The sequence below is a fragment of the Mesorhizobium sp. WSM4808 genome (assembly GCF_055811675.1).
The window spans coordinates 382,433-400,788 of sequence record NZ_JBVVQX010000004.1; the positions used below are offsets into that span (position 1 = coordinate 382,433).

At 63.6% G+C, this 18,356-nt stretch carries 13 protein-coding genes; 9 read left to right on the forward strand and 4 right to left on the reverse strand.

The genetic code is table 11. The annotated features are described in order from the left end of the window. Nucleotides 1-169 precede the first annotated feature (169 nt). The 3 genes from AC0L2U_RS09530 to AC0L2U_RS09540 form a co-directional block, all read right to left on the reverse strand. Nucleotides 170-961 (reverse strand): TIGR02186 family protein, encoded by a 792-nt coding sequence (locus AC0L2U_RS09530; protein WP_127807946.1) that lies wholly within the window; start codon nt 959-961, stop codon nt 170-172. After that, nucleotides 961-1,884 (reverse strand): sulfite exporter TauE/SafE family protein, encoded by a 924-nt coding sequence (locus AC0L2U_RS09535; protein WP_023811359.1) that lies wholly within the window; start codon nt 1,882-1,884, stop codon nt 961-963. Before AC0L2U_RS09535 ends, AC0L2U_RS09530 begins: the two co-directional genes overlap by 1 nt. A gap of 192 nt (nt 1,885-2,076) precedes the next feature. After that, entirely contained in the window at nt 2,077-6,084 is a 4,008-nt protein-coding gene (locus tag AC0L2U_RS09540) for a peptidoglycan-binding protein (protein ID WP_473601782.1), read from the reverse strand. Nucleotides 6,085-6,539: 455 nt separating this feature from the next. Between AC0L2U_RS09540 and AC0L2U_RS09545 the strand changes: the two genes are divergently transcribed. From AC0L2U_RS09545 to AC0L2U_RS09580, 8 genes are all read left to right on the forward strand, one after another. Then, nucleotides 6,540-6,998 (forward strand): MerR family transcriptional regulator, encoded by a 459-nt coding sequence (locus AC0L2U_RS09545; RefSeq protein ID WP_127811260.1) that lies wholly within the window; start codon nt 6,540-6,542, stop codon nt 6,996-6,998. Between the two features lie 304 nt (nt 6,999-7,302). After that, complete coding sequence (locus AC0L2U_RS09550; RefSeq protein ID WP_127807944.1) at nt 7,303-9,093, forward strand: acyl-CoA dehydrogenase; 1,791 nt, start codon at nt 7,303-7,305, stop codon at nt 9,091-9,093. A 121-nt stretch (nt 9,094-9,214) separates the two neighbouring features. Beyond that, nucleotides 9,215-10,384, forward strand: coding sequence for an acyl-CoA dehydrogenase family protein (locus tag AC0L2U_RS09555; protein WP_127807943.1), 1,170 nt, complete (start codon nt 9,215-9,217; stop codon nt 10,382-10,384). A 33-nt stretch (nt 10,385-10,417) separates the two neighbouring features. Continuing rightward, nucleotides 10,418-11,626, forward strand: a complete 1,209-nt coding sequence (locus tag AC0L2U_RS09560; protein WP_127807942.1) for an acetyl-CoA C-acetyltransferase — start codon at nt 10,418-10,420, stop codon at nt 11,624-11,626. Between the two features lie 14 nt (nt 11,627-11,640). Further along, on the forward strand, nt 11,641-13,860 hold the full coding sequence (locus tag AC0L2U_RS09565; protein ID WP_473601783.1) for a 3-hydroxyacyl-CoA dehydrogenase NAD-binding domain-containing protein: 2,220 nt from the start codon (nt 11,641-11,643) through the stop codon (nt 13,858-13,860). A 65-nt stretch (nt 13,861-13,925) separates the two neighbouring features. Beyond that, on the forward strand, nt 13,926-14,480 hold the full coding sequence (locus tag AC0L2U_RS09570) for a thioesterase family protein (RefSeq protein WP_127396042.1): 555 nt from the start codon (nt 13,926-13,928) through the stop codon (nt 14,478-14,480). Between the two features lie 115 nt (nt 14,481-14,595). Then, nucleotides 14,596-15,264, forward strand: coding sequence for a S24 family peptidase (locus AC0L2U_RS09575; protein ID WP_127268614.1), 669 nt, complete (start codon nt 14,596-14,598; stop codon nt 15,262-15,264). A 9-nt stretch (nt 15,265-15,273) separates the two neighbouring features. Continuing rightward, complete coding sequence (locus AC0L2U_RS09580) at nt 15,274-16,125, forward strand: thermonuclease family protein (RefSeq protein WP_348629400.1); 852 nt, start codon at nt 15,274-15,276, stop codon at nt 16,123-16,125. Here AC0L2U_RS09580 and AC0L2U_RS09585 read toward each other — a convergent pair. Continuing rightward, complete coding sequence (locus tag AC0L2U_RS09585) at nt 16,091-17,737, reverse strand: lysine--tRNA ligase (RefSeq protein WP_128287799.1); 1,647 nt, start codon at nt 17,735-17,737, stop codon at nt 16,091-16,093. The genes AC0L2U_RS09580 and AC0L2U_RS09585 overlap by 35 nt on opposite strands. A 123-nt stretch (nt 17,738-17,860) precedes the next feature. Between AC0L2U_RS09585 and AC0L2U_RS09590 the strand changes: the two genes are divergently transcribed. Next, complete coding sequence (locus tag AC0L2U_RS09590) at nt 17,861-18,310, forward strand: tellurite resistance TerB family protein (RefSeq protein WP_050596218.1); 450 nt, start codon at nt 17,861-17,863, stop codon at nt 18,308-18,310. Nucleotides 18,311-18,356 lie beyond the last annotated feature (46 nt).

Consider the following 18,356-nt stretch of genomic DNA (forward strand, 5'->3'; position numbering starts at 1 on the left):
CAATTTTGGGTGGGGCGCGGGTTATACCGAATGCCCGGTTAATGGAAAACCATTTTTCGGTAAATGTTCTGACGGGCGGGGCTTTTGAGTGGATTCACGCGACGCACTTCAGGTCTTGATTCGATGCATGTCGCTCGCCCAAAACCGGGCCACTTTTGGGCGACATGCATTAATCCCGCCGGAAGATCAGCCTTCCGAGCCAGCCGGTCAGCATGGCCAGCGATATCGCGAAGACGCCGTAGAGAAAGGAATAATTGTGGGCGACACGGAAGATCGACTGTTCGAAACCGGATTTGCGGATTTCGAGCTGGGCCGAGCTTTCCTTGATGAACAAGCCGCTCTTGAACAGGAACGCGCGGGCTTTATGGGTTCCAACTGGCACATTTGGCGCCAGCCTCACTGTGGCGCGGAAAAGGTTCTGCGACAGGAATTGCACGCCGCCGACATTCTCGCTGTAGAGGCCGGTCGCCGACTTGCGCTCCCGCAGTGCCGCCGTGAACTCCTCGATCGTCGCCGGGCTGTCGCCGGCATCGGCGGGCTGCATGTAGAGGTTGGAGGCGCCGAGCGACAGCTGCTTGTAGCTGTTGGGTTCGGTGATGTCCTGTAGCGGCCGCGTCGTCGCCACCGAATAGGAGACCGGCACGTTCTCGAAGGTCTCGGAATCCAGATTGACCCAGACGCCTAGCACCCTGTCCTTGCGGCGCACCACCACCGGTTTGGGCGGACCTTCGAGCACGACGATGACGTCGTAACGGCCTTGGCGCGCGACAAGTGGATCCGGGTTTTCCAGCGAACCGAAAATGGTCAGGTCGGCCCCGGAAAAGCCGGCGGTGATCGAGACATTATCGGTGGAGAGACCGATCTGGATGCCTTCGGTCAGCGGGACCTGTGCCTTCGCCGGCACGGCGGCCGCAAGCAGCGTCAGGACAATGGCGGTTGCGAATGTGTTGCGAGCCATCATCAGTTGAGGCCCGCGGCAGACAGCGAATAGAGGTTGGGCGGGGTGACGAAAAGATCGATCGCCAATCGTATCGCCACCGCCAGCACCAGCAGCGCCAGCAAGGCCCTGAGTTGCTCGCCGCGCAGCCGCTGGCCTGCCTTGGCGCCGTACTGCGCACCGGCGACGCCGCCCGCCATCAGCAGGAAGGCCAGCACGACGTCGACCGTCTGGTTGGTGGTGGCGTGGACCAGCGTCGTATAGGCGGAGGTGAAGATGATCTGGAACAGCGAGGTGCCGATGACGACGTTGGTCGGCACTTTCAGCAGATAGATCAGTGCCGGCACCATGATGAAGCCGCCGCCGACGCCCATGATCGACGACAGGAAGCCGATGCCGGCGCCAAGGCCAAGGACGGGGATGACGCTGACGAACAGTTTTGACGCCCTGAACCGCATCTTCAGCGGCAAGCGGTGGATCCAGTTGTGCTGGCCGGATTTCTTCAGCACCGGCGCCGCACCGCTGCGCGTGGCGCGCAGCGCATTGACGCTTTCGACCAGCATCAGCCCGCCGACGGTGCCGAGCAGCACGACGTAGAGCAACGAGATGAACAGGTCGAGCTGGCCGAGCCTGCGCAGGAAGGCGAAGACGTAGATGCCGCCGGTGGAACCGACAATGCCGCCGGCCAGCAATACCCCGCCGAGCTTGAAGTCGAGCGTCCCTCGCTTCATGTGCGAAAGGACGCCGGAGACGGAGGAGGCGATGACCTGGTTGGCGCCCGTGGCGACCGCGATCGCCGGGGGTATGTTGTAGAAGATCAGCAGCGGCGTGATGAGGAAGCCACCGCCGACGCCGAACATGCCCGACAGGAAACCCACCGCCGCGCCCATGGCCAGCAGGACGAAGATATTGACGGAAATTTCCGCGATCGGGAGATAGATGCCCACCCGTCAGTCTCGATCAGTTCTGCCTGTCGGCGAATGCAACCGTTGCGGGCATCTTGGCCCGACAAGCCAATTCGTTCTTGCGCCGGAGGTGCTGCGAAGTCAAACCGCGCTACGCCACCGAAACAAAAAACATCTCAATCAGTTAACAGGCGAATGTGTGGCAAGGGCGTCGTGGAAACGACGCCTCTGCCGTTATTTGCGCGCCAGCAGTGCCTTGACCAGTTTTTCATCGACTTCGCCGGTCGCCGGCATCTTGTTGTCGGTCTGGAAAGCCATGATCGCGGTCTTCGTCTTCTGGCCCATCTTGCCGTCGGCGCCGCCGGCGTCGTAGCCGTTCTTGTTGAGAATGCGCTGGATGTTCTGGACGGCTTTCTTCATGTCGATGCTGGCTGTCGTCTGCGGTGTGCCGTCCTGCCAGGACTCGGGAATGTCGGCCGAATTGGCCGCTGCATCCAGCGGCTTGGCCTTCCACAGTTCGGTCGCGGCGCGGGCGCGTTCGAGCTGCTCGGGCCGCAGCGCATTGGCGATCTCGTCACGCTTGGCAGCGGCATCCTTGTCGCCGGTCTTGGCGACGAGCGCGAACCATTTGTAGGATTCCTCGAGGTTCTGCTTCATGCCGACGCCCTTGGCGGCGAGGATGCCGAGATTGAACTGGCTGTCCTTGACGCCGACGTCGGCGGCCGCCTGGAACCAGTGCGCGGCCGATTCATTGTCGGTCACGCCGTCTGCCGCCATGGCGAACAATACGGCCAGATTGTGCATGCCGCTGGCGTTGCCCTGTGCTGCGGAAAGCTGGTACCAGGTCTTCGCCTTCTTGATGTCGCGCGCGACGCCGATGCCCTTTTCGTAGAAGTTTCCGATGCGGTATTCGGCCGGCGCGAAGCCGAGTTCCGCCGATTTCTCGTACCATTTGGCGGCTGCCGCCATGTCTTCCTTGACGCCGCGTGACTCGGCATAGCGCGAGCCGATTTCGAACAGCGCCTTGGCGTCGCCGCTGGCGGCGGCATCGCGCAAGGCGGCCGGGCCGGCGTCAGCGGGAATGTCGAACTTCGTCGTCATCGCCGGCGAGGCGTCCGCTGGGGGGACCGCGCCCGTGGTGTCCTTGGCGGTGATCGGCTCAGCCGCCATAGGCTGGGCGCCGGTGTCGGCAGCTTCCGCGGCGACCGGAACGGTCGAGGCCGGCGCAGCCGAGGCTGTCTCCCCAGACACCGCTTGGTTCGCATCAGCCGATGTAACCGAGGCGACGGGCGCGGGAACCGGCTCTGCGGTCGGCGCGGCACTCATCGACGGCTCGGCGCCTGGCGGCGTGGCAATCATGCTTTGCGCGGCCAGGTCGTCCTTGGTTGCCGGTGCGGACGGCTCGGCCTGCCTGACGGTGTGGTCAGGCGCACTTTCCACTGCCGCGGGCTGCGCGTCCATCTTAGGTTGGCCGGCGGGATCGAGCGAGGCGGTCTGCACCGGCTGTGAGGCGACGATCGGCGCAACATCGTTGCTCGCCACCTGGGCCGGATCGGCGAAGAAGGCCTTGCCCAGTTGCAGGGCGCCCAGCGCCAGCAGGATCGCGGTTGTCCCCATCAGGATCGGCTTGCGCCGTGCCTTGAGCAGGTCGCCGATCCGCAGTGCCTTCACCGGTCCGGTCACCGTCGACTGGCGCTTCAGCGCATCGGCCTCGGCGGCCGCGGCCTGCGCCGCGCGCCGGGCAGCGGCGATGAAATCCGACTTCGCGGCGTCGGTGTCGCTGGGCTTGGCCGGCTGGCCGCGCTCGTCGCGCACGCGCTTCATGATGGCGTTGAGGTCAGGTGCGCCGGAACCGGGCTCCAGCGGCCGGTTGGCCATTTTCGGATCGAGCGGTTCGTCGAGATCGACGCTCGGGATCGGGGCACTCGGCGCCGAGCCGGCCAGTGGCGGGATGTCCGCCTCCTTCTTGCCCTTGAAGGCGCGGGCCAGTCCGCCGAACATCGACCTGCGGCCGCCCGACTGTTCGTTCTTCTCGACAATTGTGTCGGAGCCGAGAGCAGCCATGGCCGCAGCCGCTGCGGCTTCGGCCGGCGTGCGCGTTCCCATACCCAGGCCGCCCAGATCGCTACGAGCACCCGGCTCGTTGCGCAGGATGGCGGCGGCACGGCCATCGCGATCGGCCAAGTCCCCAGTCAATGGCAGGGGCTGATCGATATCCATCGATGGCGCGTCCACGGCCATCTTGGGTCGCCGCGCGCCGCGCCAGTTGCTCGGCTCGACCGGTGCCGCGTCCAGCAATTCGCTCATCGCCTCGACCGGCTCGCCGGGTTCGAGCGAGCCCAGCCGGTCGACGATCTTGAGCAACGTGTCGTGGATGGCCTCGAACGTTCTCGAATTGCGCTCGTCGGAGCGCCGCGTAAGCGTTTCAAGCGTCTTCAAATCCTGGGCGAGGCCGGAAACCGCGGTCGTATTGGCGCTCGAACCGGCCAGCGATTGGACTGCGTTCTCGGCGGCTTCGCGCGCTGCGCCAAGGATGGAATCGCGGGTTCCTGCGAGCGACTTTTCAATTTCGTTGAGACGCGGGCTGATGTCCTCGAATTCCGGCAGCGGGGTGCTGGGCCTGGAAAGATGGGCGGACAGGCCGGCAACCTGTGCTTCCAGGCTGCGGATCAGCGCCGGATCGATGCCGGCCACCTGCGCGGCCGACGCATCCAGCCGGCTTGAAATGTCTTCGAGCCGGCTCTCCAGGCCGCGGATTGCGGCTTCGCCCGCGGGATCCGGTACACGCGTTTCCATACGCTTGGCGAGCGCCGTAAAGCGGGCATCGATGGCGTCCATGATGCCGGCGCTGTCGATCTGCGGCATGCGTTGGTCGAGCCTGTCGGCAACCTCATCCAGCCTGCGCTCGAGATCGCGGAACAGCATGTTGCCCTGTTCGATGGCGTCACCCTGGCGGCGTTCCATCATGCTCGACAGCACGTCGAAGCGCTGCTCCAGCCCATGGAAGATGTAGTCGGCGTCAGGCATGGCTGGTGCCTGGTCGATCTTGTCGGCGATGAGTGCGATCTGCTTGGCCAGGCGCTCCATCGCCTGCTCCGGCAGATTGGCGCGACCGGCGAGTTCGTCGACCCGACCGGACAGCGTGCTCAGCCGGTCCATGACTGCGTTGCCTGGACGATCCTGCGCCACTTCCTCGATCTGGCTGGCAAGCGAGTCGATCCGCCTCTCGATGCGCTCGAAAGCCTCGTGGTCGAATGAATTGGCTTGCGCGGCGACCGTGGATGCGACGATGGCGCGGGAAATCTCATCCAGCCGCTCGTCGATCATGCCAAGCGTGTCGCTGCCGCGATTGTCCTGGTGGCTGGCGAAATGGTCGACAGCGCCGGCAAGCGTGCGCACCTTCTCCTCCAGCGATCGCAGCGACAACGATTCCGGCAAATTGTTGACGGCATTGCTGATCTGCTCCAGCCGGGCGGTCAGAGCAGACAGGCCCGGGTCGTCCGACCGCTTGCGCTGGTCGGCGTCGACGCGGTCTTCGAACGCCGTCCAGCGGCGATCGAAATCGTCCCAGCGGCGGTCGACCTTCTGCACGCTCTCTTCGCGTGCCAGCGTTTCGAGTGCGGCTTTGACCTGTTCGAGTTCGAGCCGCAGCATGTTGACGCTTCTGTCGTCGCTCTTCTCGGCCAGTGTCTGGATGGCGCCCGAAAGCCGCTCGAACTCAAGACCGAGTTCAGCACTGCCCTTGGCCGAAGCACCGGGCCTTGCCCCTGACTGGAAAGCCCGCTCGATGTCCTTGCGCAGCGCTTCGAATTCCCGCTGCAGGCCTGCGGTCATCTGGTGGCGCAATTCCTCGCGCATGCCGCGCAATTCGCCGGCGATCTTGCCGACCATGGCAACGCCGTCCTCCTGGCCGCGCACGCGATCAATGTCGCGGGCAATGGCCTGATAGTTCTGCTCGAAAGCGGCGGCTCCCTGAATCGGGCTCTTCGGACGCAACGCGGGCTGCGGGTCCTCGTACCAGCGCTGCTGGCCAGCGGGCCGGGCTGCGGGATAGCGCGCATCGGCACCATATTGGCGTGGATCGGGTTGGCGGAGTTCGGGACGTGCCACCGGATCCTCGCGCGTCCGCTCCAGCCGCTGCTCCAGTGTCTCCAGCGACTGGTTCAACTGCTCGAGCGTGGTCTGCGGCCTGCGCTGCCTGCCGGCATTGAGTGTGTCGAGATAGGACCGCTTGCTGTTCATCGGTGCGTCCGTCTTTCAGAATGGCTGGCTCGCGGCCAGTTCCCCCAGGTCCCTATCGGAACGAAGGCGACCGGCGGCGATGCCGCGGCGGAAGACGAGCTTCCCGGGCTCTCGCCCGCGCTCCGAAAAACCGTGAAAAATTCGATACAGGATAAACACGGGTAGCCGACGCGCCCACATTTCCCCCAACGTGGTAAACAACGCGTTAACCAAACTTAAGAAATTGAAAGGATGCCGGCTGCCGGCCTGACGGTGCGGCATAAAGGGCGGCGCGCAGAACGCCCTTGCGTCATCATGCGGCAATCGGTATAGAATTGACGTAAACGTAAAAGGCGCATTGGGCGCATGTTTGCGATTTGTTTGTTGAAACCACGACTGGAAGCAGGCCCCCGCTTCCAGTCAGGCGACGCACGGTCCGAGACCGCGACGCCACCAGACGGGGAAAGCCAGTGACCATGAAGCTTATCTCGGCCGGCGAGACCGCGGCCAATACCAATATATCTGCCGAAGCCGGCGAGGACCTCGTCCGCATCGGCGAGATGGCGAAAAAATATGGAGTGACGCTGCGCACGCTGCGTTTCTACGAAGACAAAGGCCTGCTCAACCCGCAGCGTGACGGGTCGACCCGTCTCTACACGCGCCGCGACAAGGCCCGCCTCAAGCTGATCCTGCTCGGCCGCAAGGTCGGGTTCTCGCTGCGTGACGTCAAGCAGATGATGGATCTCTACGATCCGACCGGTTCAAACACCAAGCAGCTCAAGCTCGCGCTGGACAAGTCAGAAAAGCAGCTTGCCCGCCTGCAGAAGCAAAGGGCGCTGATCGACGACGCCATCAACGAGCTGAGCGGCTCGATGTCGGCGGTGCGCCAGATGCTGAGCGAGCGTTCGGCGCCGCAGGCGAGCGCCGCCAGCTAAAACAACCGTTCGGATTTGCGGCAGACCAAGTCGTCTGCTGATTGTCTGAGTTCTGTCGAGCCGCGTGGCCTGCCACGCGGCTTTTCGTTGTCCTGGCCCACTCTCATGGCCTTTCGGCGCTGGCTTGCGCAACGTCGCGCCGCTACGCTCATTGCTCCAGTGGGCGGGGAATCTTGTCGCATCGAAAAAATTGACGTTTACGCAAACGTCAATTTTTGCTATCCCGCTCCCAATATGGGTCCGCATGCCGCCCCTGGCTTGTCTTCGGGGCATTCGGACCGGGTTTGCAGGGTGGAGAAAAAGCATGCCGACATACAGGGCTCCGGTCCAGGACACGCTGTTCGTGCTCAACGAGGTTCTGGGTTATCAGCGTTATTCGAACCTTCCCGGATTTGCCGACGCCACGCCCGATGTGCTCGAGGCGATCCTGGCCGAAGGCGCCAAGCTCGCCGAAAACGTCATGCATCCGCTGAACCGTGTCGGCGACATGGAAGGCTGTGTGCGTCACGACGATGGCTCGGTGACCACGCCGAAAGGCTTCAAGGAGGCCTTCGACCAGTATCGCGAAGGCGGCTGGATGGGGTTGGCCGCACCAGTCGAGTTCGGCGGCCAGGGCCTGCCCTATGCCGTGCATACCGCCGTCGCCGAATATATGGTCTCGGCCAATATGTCCTTGATGATGTATCCGGGCCTGACGCAAGGCGCGATCGCCGCGATCATCACCCACGGCACCGACGAGCAGAAGTCAACATGGTTGCCGAGGATGATCGAGGGTGCCTGGACCGGCACCATGAACCTGACCGAGCCGCATTGCGGCACGGATCTGGGCCTGTTGCGGACCAAGGCGGTGCCGAACGGCGATGGCACCTATAAAATTTCAGGCCAGAAGATCTTCATCTCGGCCGGCGAACACGACATGTCGGACAACATCGTCCATCTGGTTCTGGCCCGCATCGAGGGTGCGCCGGAAGGCGTCAAGGGCATCTCGCTGTTCATCGTGCCGAAGCTCAAGCTCGACCCGTCGGGCAATCCGGGCACCAGGAACACCGTCTCCTGCGGCTCGATCGAGGAGAAGATGGGCATCCATGGCAATTCGACCTGCGTCATGAACTATGACGAGGCTGAGGGCACGCTGCTCGGCGAGGCCAATGGCGGCCTGAAGGCGATGTTCACGATGATGAACGAGGCGCGCCTTGGTGTGGGACTGCAGGGGCTGTCGCTGTCGGAGATCGCCTATCAGAACGCTGTCGGCTACGCCAAGGACCGTTTGCAGGGCCGCTCATTGTCGGGGCCGAGGGCGCCGGACAAGAAGGCCGACCCGATCATCGTCCATCCCGACATCCGCCGCAGCCTGATGACCATGAAAGCCTTCAACGAGGCCGGCCGCGCGCTGGCGCTGTGGACGGCGATCAAGTCCGACATTGCCCACCGCTCCGGCGACGACAAGGACCGCCAGGCCGCCGACGATTACACCGGCCTGATGACACCGGTGGTCAAGGGCGTGCTCACGGACAAGGGCTTCGACCACGCCGTCATGGCGCAGCAGGTGTTCGGCGGTCACGGTTATATCGAAGAGCACGGCATGAGCCAGTTCGTGCGCGATGCCCGCATCGCCATGATCTATGAAGGCGCCAACGGCATCCAGGCGCTCGACCTCGTCGGCCGCAAACTCGGCCTGAATGGCGGCCGCGCCGTGCAGGCCTTCTTCAAGGAGGTCGGTGAGTTCTGCGAGGAGAACCGCTCCGACGAGAAGATGGCGCCATTCACCAAGGCGCTGAAGAAAGGTCTCAACGATTTGCAGGCCGCCACCATGTGGCTGGTGCAGAACGGCATGGCCAAGCCCGACAATGCCGGTGCCGCCTCGACCGACTACATGCATCTCTTCGGCCTGGTCGCTCTGGGCTATATGTGGGCGCAGATGGCCAAGGTGGCACTTGGCAAGACGGACGCCAATGGCGCGCAATCTTTTTACGACAACAAGGTCGTGACGGGGCGCTTCTTCATGGAGCGGATCATGCCGGAGACGTCGGCGCATCTCGCCCGCATTTCGAGCGGCGCCGACACATTGATGGCACTGCCGGCGGAAGCGTTCTAAAGATGATCGGCGTCCTCCTCCCCCTTGAGGGGAGGGTGGCCCGAAGGGTCGGGAGGGGTCGCTGCGGCAGTGCGCCGGCCTCAGTTTCGATGATGCATGTCGGGAGGAGTATCATACCAGCATGACCAACCCAGCTGAAATCCTTGGCCTTCCGAAGCCCGCTTGGGCGGCGGACGAGGTCGGCATGCTCTACGACATGGCGCATCGCTTCATGTCGGAGGAGATCGCGCCGCGCTACGACGAGTTCGAGAAGAACGAGATGGTCGATCGCGAGAGTTGGCTGAAGGCAGGCTCCGCCGGCCTGCTCTGCGCCTCTATGCCGGAGGAATATGGCGGCTCCGGCGGCACCTTCGCGCATGAGAGCGCCATCATCGAGGCCATCGGCCATGTCGGCGTCGACGGTTTCGGCATCGGCCTGCACAATTCGATCGTCGCCCCTTACATCCTCCACTATGGCTCCGAGGAGCAGAAGAAGAAATGGCTGCCGAAGCTGGCGACCGGCGAGCTGATCGGCGCCATCGCCATGACCGAGCCTGGCGCCGGGTCCGACCTGCAGGGCGTCAAGACGCGGGCGCAGAAGGATGGTAACCAATACAAGATCAATGGTTCCAAGACCTTCATCACCAACGGCCAGCTTGCGAACTTCATCATCGTCGTCACCAAGACCGATCCGGAGAAGGGCGCCAAGGGCACCTCGCTGATCGTCGTCGAGACCGACGAGGTCGAAGGTTTTCAGCGCGGCCGCAACCTCGACAAGATCGGGCTCAAGGCCAACGACACGTCGGAGTTGTTCTTCAACGACATGCGCGTGCCGACCTCCAACCTGCTCGGCCACGAGGAAGGGCAGGGCTTCGTCCAACTGATGCAGCAATTGCCGCAGGAGCGGCTGCAGATCGGCACCGGCGCCATTGCCATGATCGAGCGGGCGCTGGCGCTGACCATTGATTATGTCAAGGAACGCAAGGCGTTCGGCAAGGCGATCATCGATTTCCAGAACACCCAGTTCACGCTGGCCGAACTCAAGACCGAGGCCACCGTCGGCCGCGTCTTCTACAATGATTGCGTCACCCGCCACATCGCCGGCGGCCTCGATCCTGTGACCGCGTCGATGGCCAAGTACTGGCTCAGCGACCTGCAGGGAAAAGTCGTCGACGAATGCCTTCAACTGCATGGCGGCTATGGCTACATGAATGAATACCCGATCGCCCGCATGTTCCGCGACGCCCGCGTCCAGCGCATCTACGGCGGCACCAACGAGATCATGAAATTGCTGATCGGCCGCTCTCTCTGAGAGCGACATCAGGCAAACCCAAGGAGCAAGCAAATGGCTGAAGCTTATGTCTATGACGCCGTGCGCACACCGCGCGGCAAGGGCAAGAAGGACGGATCGCTGCACGAGGTGCCGGCGGTGCGGCTTGCCGCCAAGACGCTTGAGGCGCTGCGCGATCGCAATGGGCTCGACACCGGCACTGTCGATGACATCATCTTCGGCTGCGTCGATCCGGTCGGCGAAGCCGGTTCGGTCATTCCGCGCGCCGCCGCCTTCGAGGCCGGCTACGACACCAAGGCGCCCGGCATGCAGATCTCACGCTTCTGCGCTTCCGGGCTCGACGCCATCAATTTCGGCGCCGCCAAGATCGCCCAGGGCGCCGATGAGATCGTCATTGCCGGCGGCGTCGAATCGATGTCGCGTGTCGGCATGGGCGCCTCCGGCGGTGCCTGGTTCATGGATCCGTCCGTAGGCCTGCCCGGCTGGTTCGTGCCGCAAGGCATCTCGGCCGACCTGATCGCCACCAAATACGGCTTCAGCAGAGACGACGTCGACGCCTATGCGGTCGAGAGCCAGAAGCGCGCCGCCAAATCCTGGGCCGATGGCCGGTTCAAGAACTCCGTCATCCCGATCAAGGACCAGAACGGCCTGACCATCCTCGACCATGACGAACATATGCGCCCATCGACCGACATGCAGTCGCTGGCCTCGCTCAACCCGTCCTTCGTCATGCCAGGCGAAATGGGCGGCTTCGATGCCGTCGCAGTGCAGAAGCACCCTGAGGTGGAAGAGGTCAATCACGTCCATCATGCCGGCAATTCGTCCGGCATCGTCGACGGCGCCGCCGCCGTGCTGCTCGGTTCGAAGAAGGCGGGCAAGGCGATGGGGCTGAAGCCGCGCGCGCGCATTCGTACCTTCGCCAACATCGGCTCCGAGCCGGTGCTGATGCTGACCGGCCCGGTCGACGTCACCGAGAAGCTGTTGAAGCGCGCCAAGATGAAGCTCTCGGACATCGACCTGTTCGAGCTCAACGAAGCCTTCGCTTCGGTGGTGCTGCGCTACATGCAGGCGTTCGACATCGATCACGACAGGATCAACGTCAATGGCGGCGCTATCGCCATGGGTCATCCGCTCGGCGCCACCGGCGCGATGATCTTCGGCACGGTGCTGGACGAACTCGAGCGCCGCGATCTCAACACGGCTCTGGTGACGCTGTGCATCGGCGCCGGCATGGGGACCGCAACCATCATCGAACGCGTCTGACGGGGAGAGAAACGATGAGCTACACCAATTTCACCCTCGACATCGACGCCGACGGCATTGCGCTGGTCACCTGGGATATGCCTGGCCGCTCGATGAACGTCTTCACCGAAGAGGCGATGCGGGAATTGAACGCCATTGTCGACAAGGTGGCTGGTGACGCCGCCATCAAGGGCGCCGTGATCACCTCCGGCAAGGACACCTTCTCCGGCGGTGCCGACATCACCCTGCTGCAGAAGATGCTGACGACCTTCGCCGCGGAAAAAGGCAAGGACGCCGAAAGGGCGACCAAGGCGCTGTTCGACAATGCCGGCATGATGACCGGCCTGTTCCGCAAGCTGGAAACTTGCGGAAAGCCGTGGGTGTCGGCGATCAACGGCACCTGCATGGGCGGCGCCTTCGAATTGTCGCTCGCCTGCCACGGCCGTGTCGCCGCCGACAGCGACAAGGTGAAGATGGCGCTTCCCGAGGTGAAGATCGGCATCTTCCCGGGCGCAGGCGGCACCCAGCGCGTGCCGCGGCTGACCGATCAGCAGCAAGCGCTGCAGATGCTGACCTCGGGCCAGACACTGTCGCCGCAGAAGGCCAAGTCTATGGGCCTGATCCATGAGATCGCCGAGCCGGCCAGGCTCGTCGAGACCGCCAAGGCGATGATCAGGAATGGCCTGAAGCCGGTGGCGCCATGGGACGAGAAAGGTTTCAAGCTGCCCGGCGGCCAGATCTATTCGCCCGCCGGCTTCAATCTGTGGCCGCCGGCCATCGCCATCCTGCGTCGCGAGACTTACGGCAACTATCCGGCCGCCGCCGCGATCCTCAAATGCGTCTATGAAGGCCTGCTGGTGCCGTTCGACACCGGTTTGCGCATCGAGCAGCGCTATTTCACCCAGATCATGCAGACCAGGGAAGCGGCGGCGATGATCCGCTCGTTGTTTGTGTCGCTGCAGGAACTGAACAAGGGCGCCCGCCGCCCAGCCGGCGTGCCCGAAACCAAGTTCAAGAAGATCGGCATTCTCGGCGCCGGCTTCATGGGCGCGGGCATCGCCTATGTCACCGCCAAGGCCGGCATCCCGGTGGTGCTGCTCGACCGTGATCTGGAGTCGGCTGCCAAGGGCAAGGCGCATTCCGACGGCCTGATCTCGGATCAGGTCAAGAAGGGCCGCGCCAAGCCGGAGGACAAGGACAAACTGCTGTCGCTGATCACGCCGACGGCGGACTATGCCGACCTTGCCGGCTGCGATCTGGTGGTCGAGGCCGTTTTCGAGGATTCGAGCGTGAAGAAGAGCGCCACCGAACAGGCGGAAGCCGTGCTGAAGCCATCGGCGATCTTCGCGTCGAACACCTCGACCATTCCGATCACCGGCCTGGCGAAGAATTCTGCGCGGCCGAAGAATTTCATCGGCATCCATTTCTTCTCGCCGGTCGACAAGATGATGCTGGTCGAGATCATCTTGGGCAAGAAGACCGGCGACAAGGCGCTGGCCACCGCCATCGACTTCGTTCGCGCCATCAAGAAGACGCCGATCGTCGTCAACGACACGCGCGGCTTCTACGTCAATCGCTGCGTGCTGCGCTACATGTCGGAAGCCTACAAGATGCTGATCGAGGGCGTTCCCGCGCCGATGATCGAGAATGCAGCGAAGGCGGCCGGCATGCCGGTCGGCCCCCTGGCGCTGACCGACGAGACGGCCATCGACCTTGCCCAGAAGATCATGAAGCAGACCATCAGGGATCTGGGCGACAAGGCGGTCGATCCCAAGCAGATGGCGCTGATCAACGCCATGGTCGACGATCACGGCCGCTTCGGCCGCAAGAACGGCAAGGGTTTTTACGATTACCCGGCAAAGCCGGCCAAGAAGAAGTTGTGGCCGGGCCTTAGGGAGCTCTATCCGCAGCTTGCACCCGAGAAGGTCGATTATGAGGAACTGCAGCAGCGGCTGCTGGTCACCATCGCGCTGGAAGCGGCGCGGGTGATGGAAGAAGGCATCGTCACCGACCCGCGCGAGGCCGATGTCGGCTCGATCCTCGCTTTCGGCTTCGCGCCCTACACCGGCGGTGCGCTGTCCTACATCGACGGCATCGGCGCCAAGGCGTTCGTGAAGATCGCCAAGAACCTGCAGAAGAAATACGGCGCCGAGTTCAAGGCACCCAAGCTGCTGCTCGACATGGCCGAGAAGGGCGAGACCTTCTACCAGCGCTTCGATCCCTATGCGAAAGGCGACGTGAAGCAGGCAGCCTGACGCATGGGCAAAATCAAGCGTCTTGCAGCGACCTTCGCGCGTCCAAGAGGACATGGGGCGCTGTAATGTATGTCTGGGCGCGCATGGTGCGCATGATGGCCACGGCACGCAGCCGTGGCCCCTATGCGATGGGCGGCGAAGGCCGGCTGGCTTTCCGCTGCCTGCCGACCGACATCGATTTCAACATCCATCTCAACAATGCGCGCTACATGATGCTGGCCGATCTCGGCCGCATCGACCTGTTTGTTCGTGCAGGCCTCATCACGCTGGCAAGGAAGAATGGCTGGGCGCCGATGATGGGCGGACTGCAAGCGGTCTATGCACGCGAGATCAGGCTGTGGCGCCGCTTCGAAGTGGTGTCCTCGATCGAGACCTGGGAAGGCACCCAGGTTGTAGGCAAGCACCGCTTCGTCCTCGACAATGGCGAGACGGCCGCGTTGATCCTGACGACAGCCGGCGTCTACGATCGCAAGGCTCGCAACTTTCTTGAGATTGACGAGGTCGTTGCGGCACTTGGTCGTGCCGTGAACCCGCGGCCACCGACGCAAACGGAGCGGATTTTCATGACATCGCACCAGGGTCTGCGCAGCTTGGCCAAGGGCGTCGATCGATCCCGGTAGTCGGACTTTCCGCGATCGACGGAAACGTTTGCAACCACTCCACGACCGGTGGACAAAACGACATTCCAAGACTAGAAGGGAAAGGTATTTTTTCCTGCACCGAAGGAGAGCGAGCATGCTCTCGCACGACCGAGTCTGGGCTGCCATCGATGCTCTTGCCAAGCGTTATTCGCTTTCGGCCTCGGGTTTGGCCAAGCGTGCGGGGCTCGATTCCACTGCCTTCAACAAGTCGAAGCGTTTGTCGTCGGATGGCCGACCACGCTGGCCCTCGACCGAATCGCTGGCCAAGATCATCGAGGCGACGGGCGCCTCACTCGACGAATTCACCGGTCTGATCGAAGGCCGGCCCGGGATCAGCAATGGTGCTTCGACCAGCCATGCCGCTTCGGTCGCCCGCAGAAGCTCCGTGCCGTTGCTCGGCTTTGCCCAAGCCGGCGCCGGCGGCTTCTTCGACGATGCCGGCTTTCCAGTCGGGCAGGGTTGGGATCTGATCGAACTGCCGGCGCAATCGACCGAGAGTTCCTACGCGCTGCAGGTGCAAGGCGATTCCATGCTGCCGCTCTACCGCAATGGCGACGTCCTCATCGTCGAACCGGGCGCCGTCACCCGCAAGGGCGATCGCGTCGTCGTCAAGACCACATCAGGCGAGGTGATGGCCAAGGTGCTCGAGCGCCAGACCGTCAAGTCGATTGCGCTGGTCTCGCTCAATCCCGATCATCCCGACCGCGATATTCCCATGCGCGATGTCGAATGGGTGGCGCGGATTGTCTGGGCAAGCCAATAGGTCCGGCTGGTGCGGCTTCTCCATCATGCGCTGGCGGTTCTGATGGTGCCTGTGATGGCGGCCATGGTCGTCACTGGCGGTCGCACGTTGAAAGGAAGTGAAAGCGTCATCACGGTGGACCAGCTTGATCCGGGCGCCGACACGATGGCGCAGCAGGCTGCCGGGACGGTGCCGCAGGAGCCGGCCACATCGGCCATAGCAGCCCCGCAGCCGCCAAAGCCGGTGCTGCATTCGAGGGCGATCGATCCCCAAATCGTCGCGTCACCGGAACTGCCCGCCGAGGGGCTTGAACGGGTCGAGCCGCGCGAACCGTTGAGCAAGCTCGCGCTGGCCGTGCCGCCCAAGCCGAAAATGCCCGACGACTGGAACGGCACAAAGCTGTTCCAGCCGGTTGCGCCGGCCGCCGGCCTGATCGAGGCGAAGGGCTACTCGGTCGCGGTTTCCGGCATCGATATCGTCAGGCAGGACGAGACCTGCAGCGAGGACGGCAAGCCCTGGCCGTGCGGCGTCCGGGCGCGGACGGCGTTCCGCGCCTTCCTGCGCGGCCGCGCGGTGGTCTGCACCGTGCCGCCGGAAGGTGGCCGCGACCTGATCGCAGCCGAGTGCCGGATCGGCAAGCAGGATGTCGGTCAGTGGCTGGTCGAAAATGGCTGGGCGCGCGCCGCCAAGGGCGGACCCTATGTCGAGGCTGGCGACATGGCACGCACGGCGAAGAAGGGCATTTTCGGATCGGCGCCCGATCTGTCCGGCATGCCGGCGATGCCGGCCGCGCCACGCCAGGCGCCTCAGGCGCCGGGTTCGATCCTGGAAGAGGTCGACGGCGTGCTCAAGCCAGCTGACCAGCCAGCGCCCGCTCAATGAGCGCACGTGTCTCGGCAACGCCGTAGAGCGCTGCGAACGAGCCGAAGCGCGGGCCGCGCTCCTGGCCGATCAGCACCTGATAGATCATCTGGAAGAAGGCGCCCGATACGCCGGGGCCACCCTCCGGGCTCTGCTTGGAATGATCCTGATAGCGCTCGATCCTGCGCGCGACGTTGAGCGAGGCGTTCTGGATCGCTTCGCCGTTGGCGTCGGCCGGCAGCGCCCCAAGCGCTTCGTCGAGGGCTGCCAGCGCCTCGCGCTCGACCTCGTCGGCAGGCCGGAAGGTTTTCGTCGGCTTCACGAAATCGTCGAAATAGCGGATCGCATGGCCGACCAGCCGGTCGAGCTCGGGATGCGTCTTTGGCGTCACGCCTTGCGTATGACGTGAAATGAACCCCCACAGCACATCCTTGTTCTGCGCGTTGGAGGCGCTGACCAGATTGAGCAGCAGCGAGAACGGCACCGGCATGTCGATCGCGGGCGGGTTGCCGTCATGCATATGCCAGACCGGGTTGCCCAGCCGTTCCTTCCAGTCCTGCCGGGGATAGGCGGCGAGGAACGTATAGTATTCGTCCACGGCCCGCGGGATGACGTCGAAATACAGCTTCTTGGCCTGCCGCGGCCGCTGGTACATGTAGAGCCCCAGGCTTTCGGTCGGCGCATAGGTCAGCCACTCGTCGATGGTCAGCCCGTTGCCTTTCGACTTCGAAATCTTCTGGCCGTTCTCATCGAGGAACAGTTCGTAGACGAAATGCTCCGGCGCCCGTCCGCCCAGAATGTTGCAGATGCGGTCGTAGACCACCGCATTGGTCTGGTGGTCCTTGCCGAACATTTCGAAATCGACGCCAAGCGCTGCCCAGCGCATGCCGAAATCCGGCTTCCACTGCAGCTTCACGCGGCCGCCGGTGATCGAAAGCGTGGTCTCGGTGCCCTCGTCGTCGAAGGTGATGGTGCCGGCCTTGGCGTCGACATGCTTCATCGGCACGTAAAGCACGCGGCCGCTCTTCGGCGAGATCGGCAGGAACGGGCTGTAGGTCGCCTGCCGCTCAGGCCCGAGCGTCGGCAGCATCACCGCCATGATCTGCTCATAGCGTTCGGCGGCGCGCTTGAGCATCGCATCGAAACGGCCGGACTTGTAGTATTGCGTCGCGCTGGCGAACTCGTAGTCGAAGCCGAACGTGTCGAGGAAGCGGCAAAGCATCGCGTTGTTGTGGTCGGCGAAGCTGGCATAGTCGCCGCCGAAGGGGTTGGGGACCGACGACAGCGGCTTGTGCAGATGCGGCTCGAGTGCGGCGCGGTCCGGCACGCTGTCGGGTATCTTGCGCATGCCGTCCATATCGTCGGAAAAGCACAGCAGCTTGGTCGCGACCTTATCCTGCGTCAGGACACGGAAGGCATGGCGCACCATCGAGGTGCGCGCCACCTCGCCGAACGTGCCGATATGCGGCAGGCCGGACGGTCCGTAACCGGTCTCGAACAGGATTGTTTGCGGGAAGTCGGCGCTTTTGTAGCGCTCGATGATCTTTTTGGCCTCTTCGAACGGCCACGCCTTGCTTTCGGTCGCAGCCGCCAGCAGCTCGGGGTTGAGATCGATGATGTTTGATCCCGTCATGTCACAGTTTTCCAAATCATTTGCCGGCCCGAAGACGGGCCGCGGCAAGGCTTTTTCAACCGGTCTCTAGGCGTGCAGCGCCGGAGCGTCAACGCGTGCGGCGCTTTTTCCTTGCGGTGCAGAATGGGCGTTCCTAACTTCGAGGCCCGGTTCAAGGAGAAAAAATTGCCGACACCCCATGAAGCCCTGATCTATCTGATGGTCATCACCTCGGCCTCCGACCGCGACATGACCGATGTCGAACTGGCGCGGATCGGCGAGGTCGTCCGCTCCTGGCCGGTGTTCGAGGACTTCAACCACGACAGGCTGGTCGGCGTTGCCCAGGACTGCCAGAAGCGCCTGCACGAAAAGGACGGGCTGGAGGGTGTGCTGGCTGAAGTCGCCGAGGTCTTGCCTGAGCGGCTGCGCGACACCGCCTATGCCGCTGCCTTCGAGGTTGCCGCCGTTGACCTCGAAATGCGCATGGAAGAGGTACGGGTGCTGCAGCTGATCCGGCGTCAGCTCGATCTCGACACGCTGACGGTTGCTGCCATCGGCCGCGCGGCCAAGGCGAGGCTGCGCACGCTGACCTGAAGTCCTTGGCCGGACGCTGTTGAGATTCAGGTCAGGCCGGCAAAGC

Bases quoted from the DNA above. Each gene is read 5' to 3' on its own strand.
- AC0L2U_RS09530 (WP_127807946.1), bottom strand. From the start codon at position 961: ATGATGGCTCGCAACACATTCGCAACCGCCATTGTCCTGACGCTGCTT.
- AC0L2U_RS09540 (WP_473601782.1), bottom strand. From the start codon at position 6,084: ATGAACAGCAAGCGGTCCTATCTCGACACACTCAATGCCGGCAGGCAG.
- AC0L2U_RS09545 (WP_127811260.1), top strand. From the start codon at position 6,540: ATGAAGCTTATCTCGGCCGGCGAGACCGCGGCCAATACCAATATATCT.
- AC0L2U_RS09550 (WP_127807944.1), top strand. From the start codon at position 7,303: ATGCCGACATACAGGGCTCCGGTCCAGGACACGCTGTTCGTGCTCAAC.
- AC0L2U_RS09555 (WP_127807943.1), top strand. From the start codon at position 9,215: ATGACCAACCCAGCTGAAATCCTTGGCCTTCCGAAGCCCGCTTGGGCG.
- AC0L2U_RS09560 (WP_127807942.1), top strand. From the start codon at position 10,418: ATGGCTGAAGCTTATGTCTATGACGCCGTGCGCACACCGCGCGGCAAG.
- AC0L2U_RS09565 (WP_473601783.1), top strand. From the start codon at position 11,641: ATGAGCTACACCAATTTCACCCTCGACATCGACGCCGACGGCATTGCG.
- AC0L2U_RS09570 (WP_127396042.1), top strand. From the start codon at position 13,926: ATGTATGTCTGGGCGCGCATGGTGCGCATGATGGCCACGGCACGCAGC.
- AC0L2U_RS09575 (WP_127268614.1), top strand. From the start codon at position 14,596: ATGCTCTCGCACGACCGAGTCTGGGCTGCCATCGATGCTCTTGCCAAG.
- AC0L2U_RS09585 (WP_128287799.1), bottom strand. From the start codon at position 17,737: ATGACGGGATCAAACATCATCGATCTCAACCCCGAGCTGCTGGCGGCT.
- AC0L2U_RS09590 (WP_050596218.1), top strand. From the start codon at position 17,861: ATGGGCGTTCCTAACTTCGAGGCCCGGTTCAAGGAGAAAAAATTGCCG.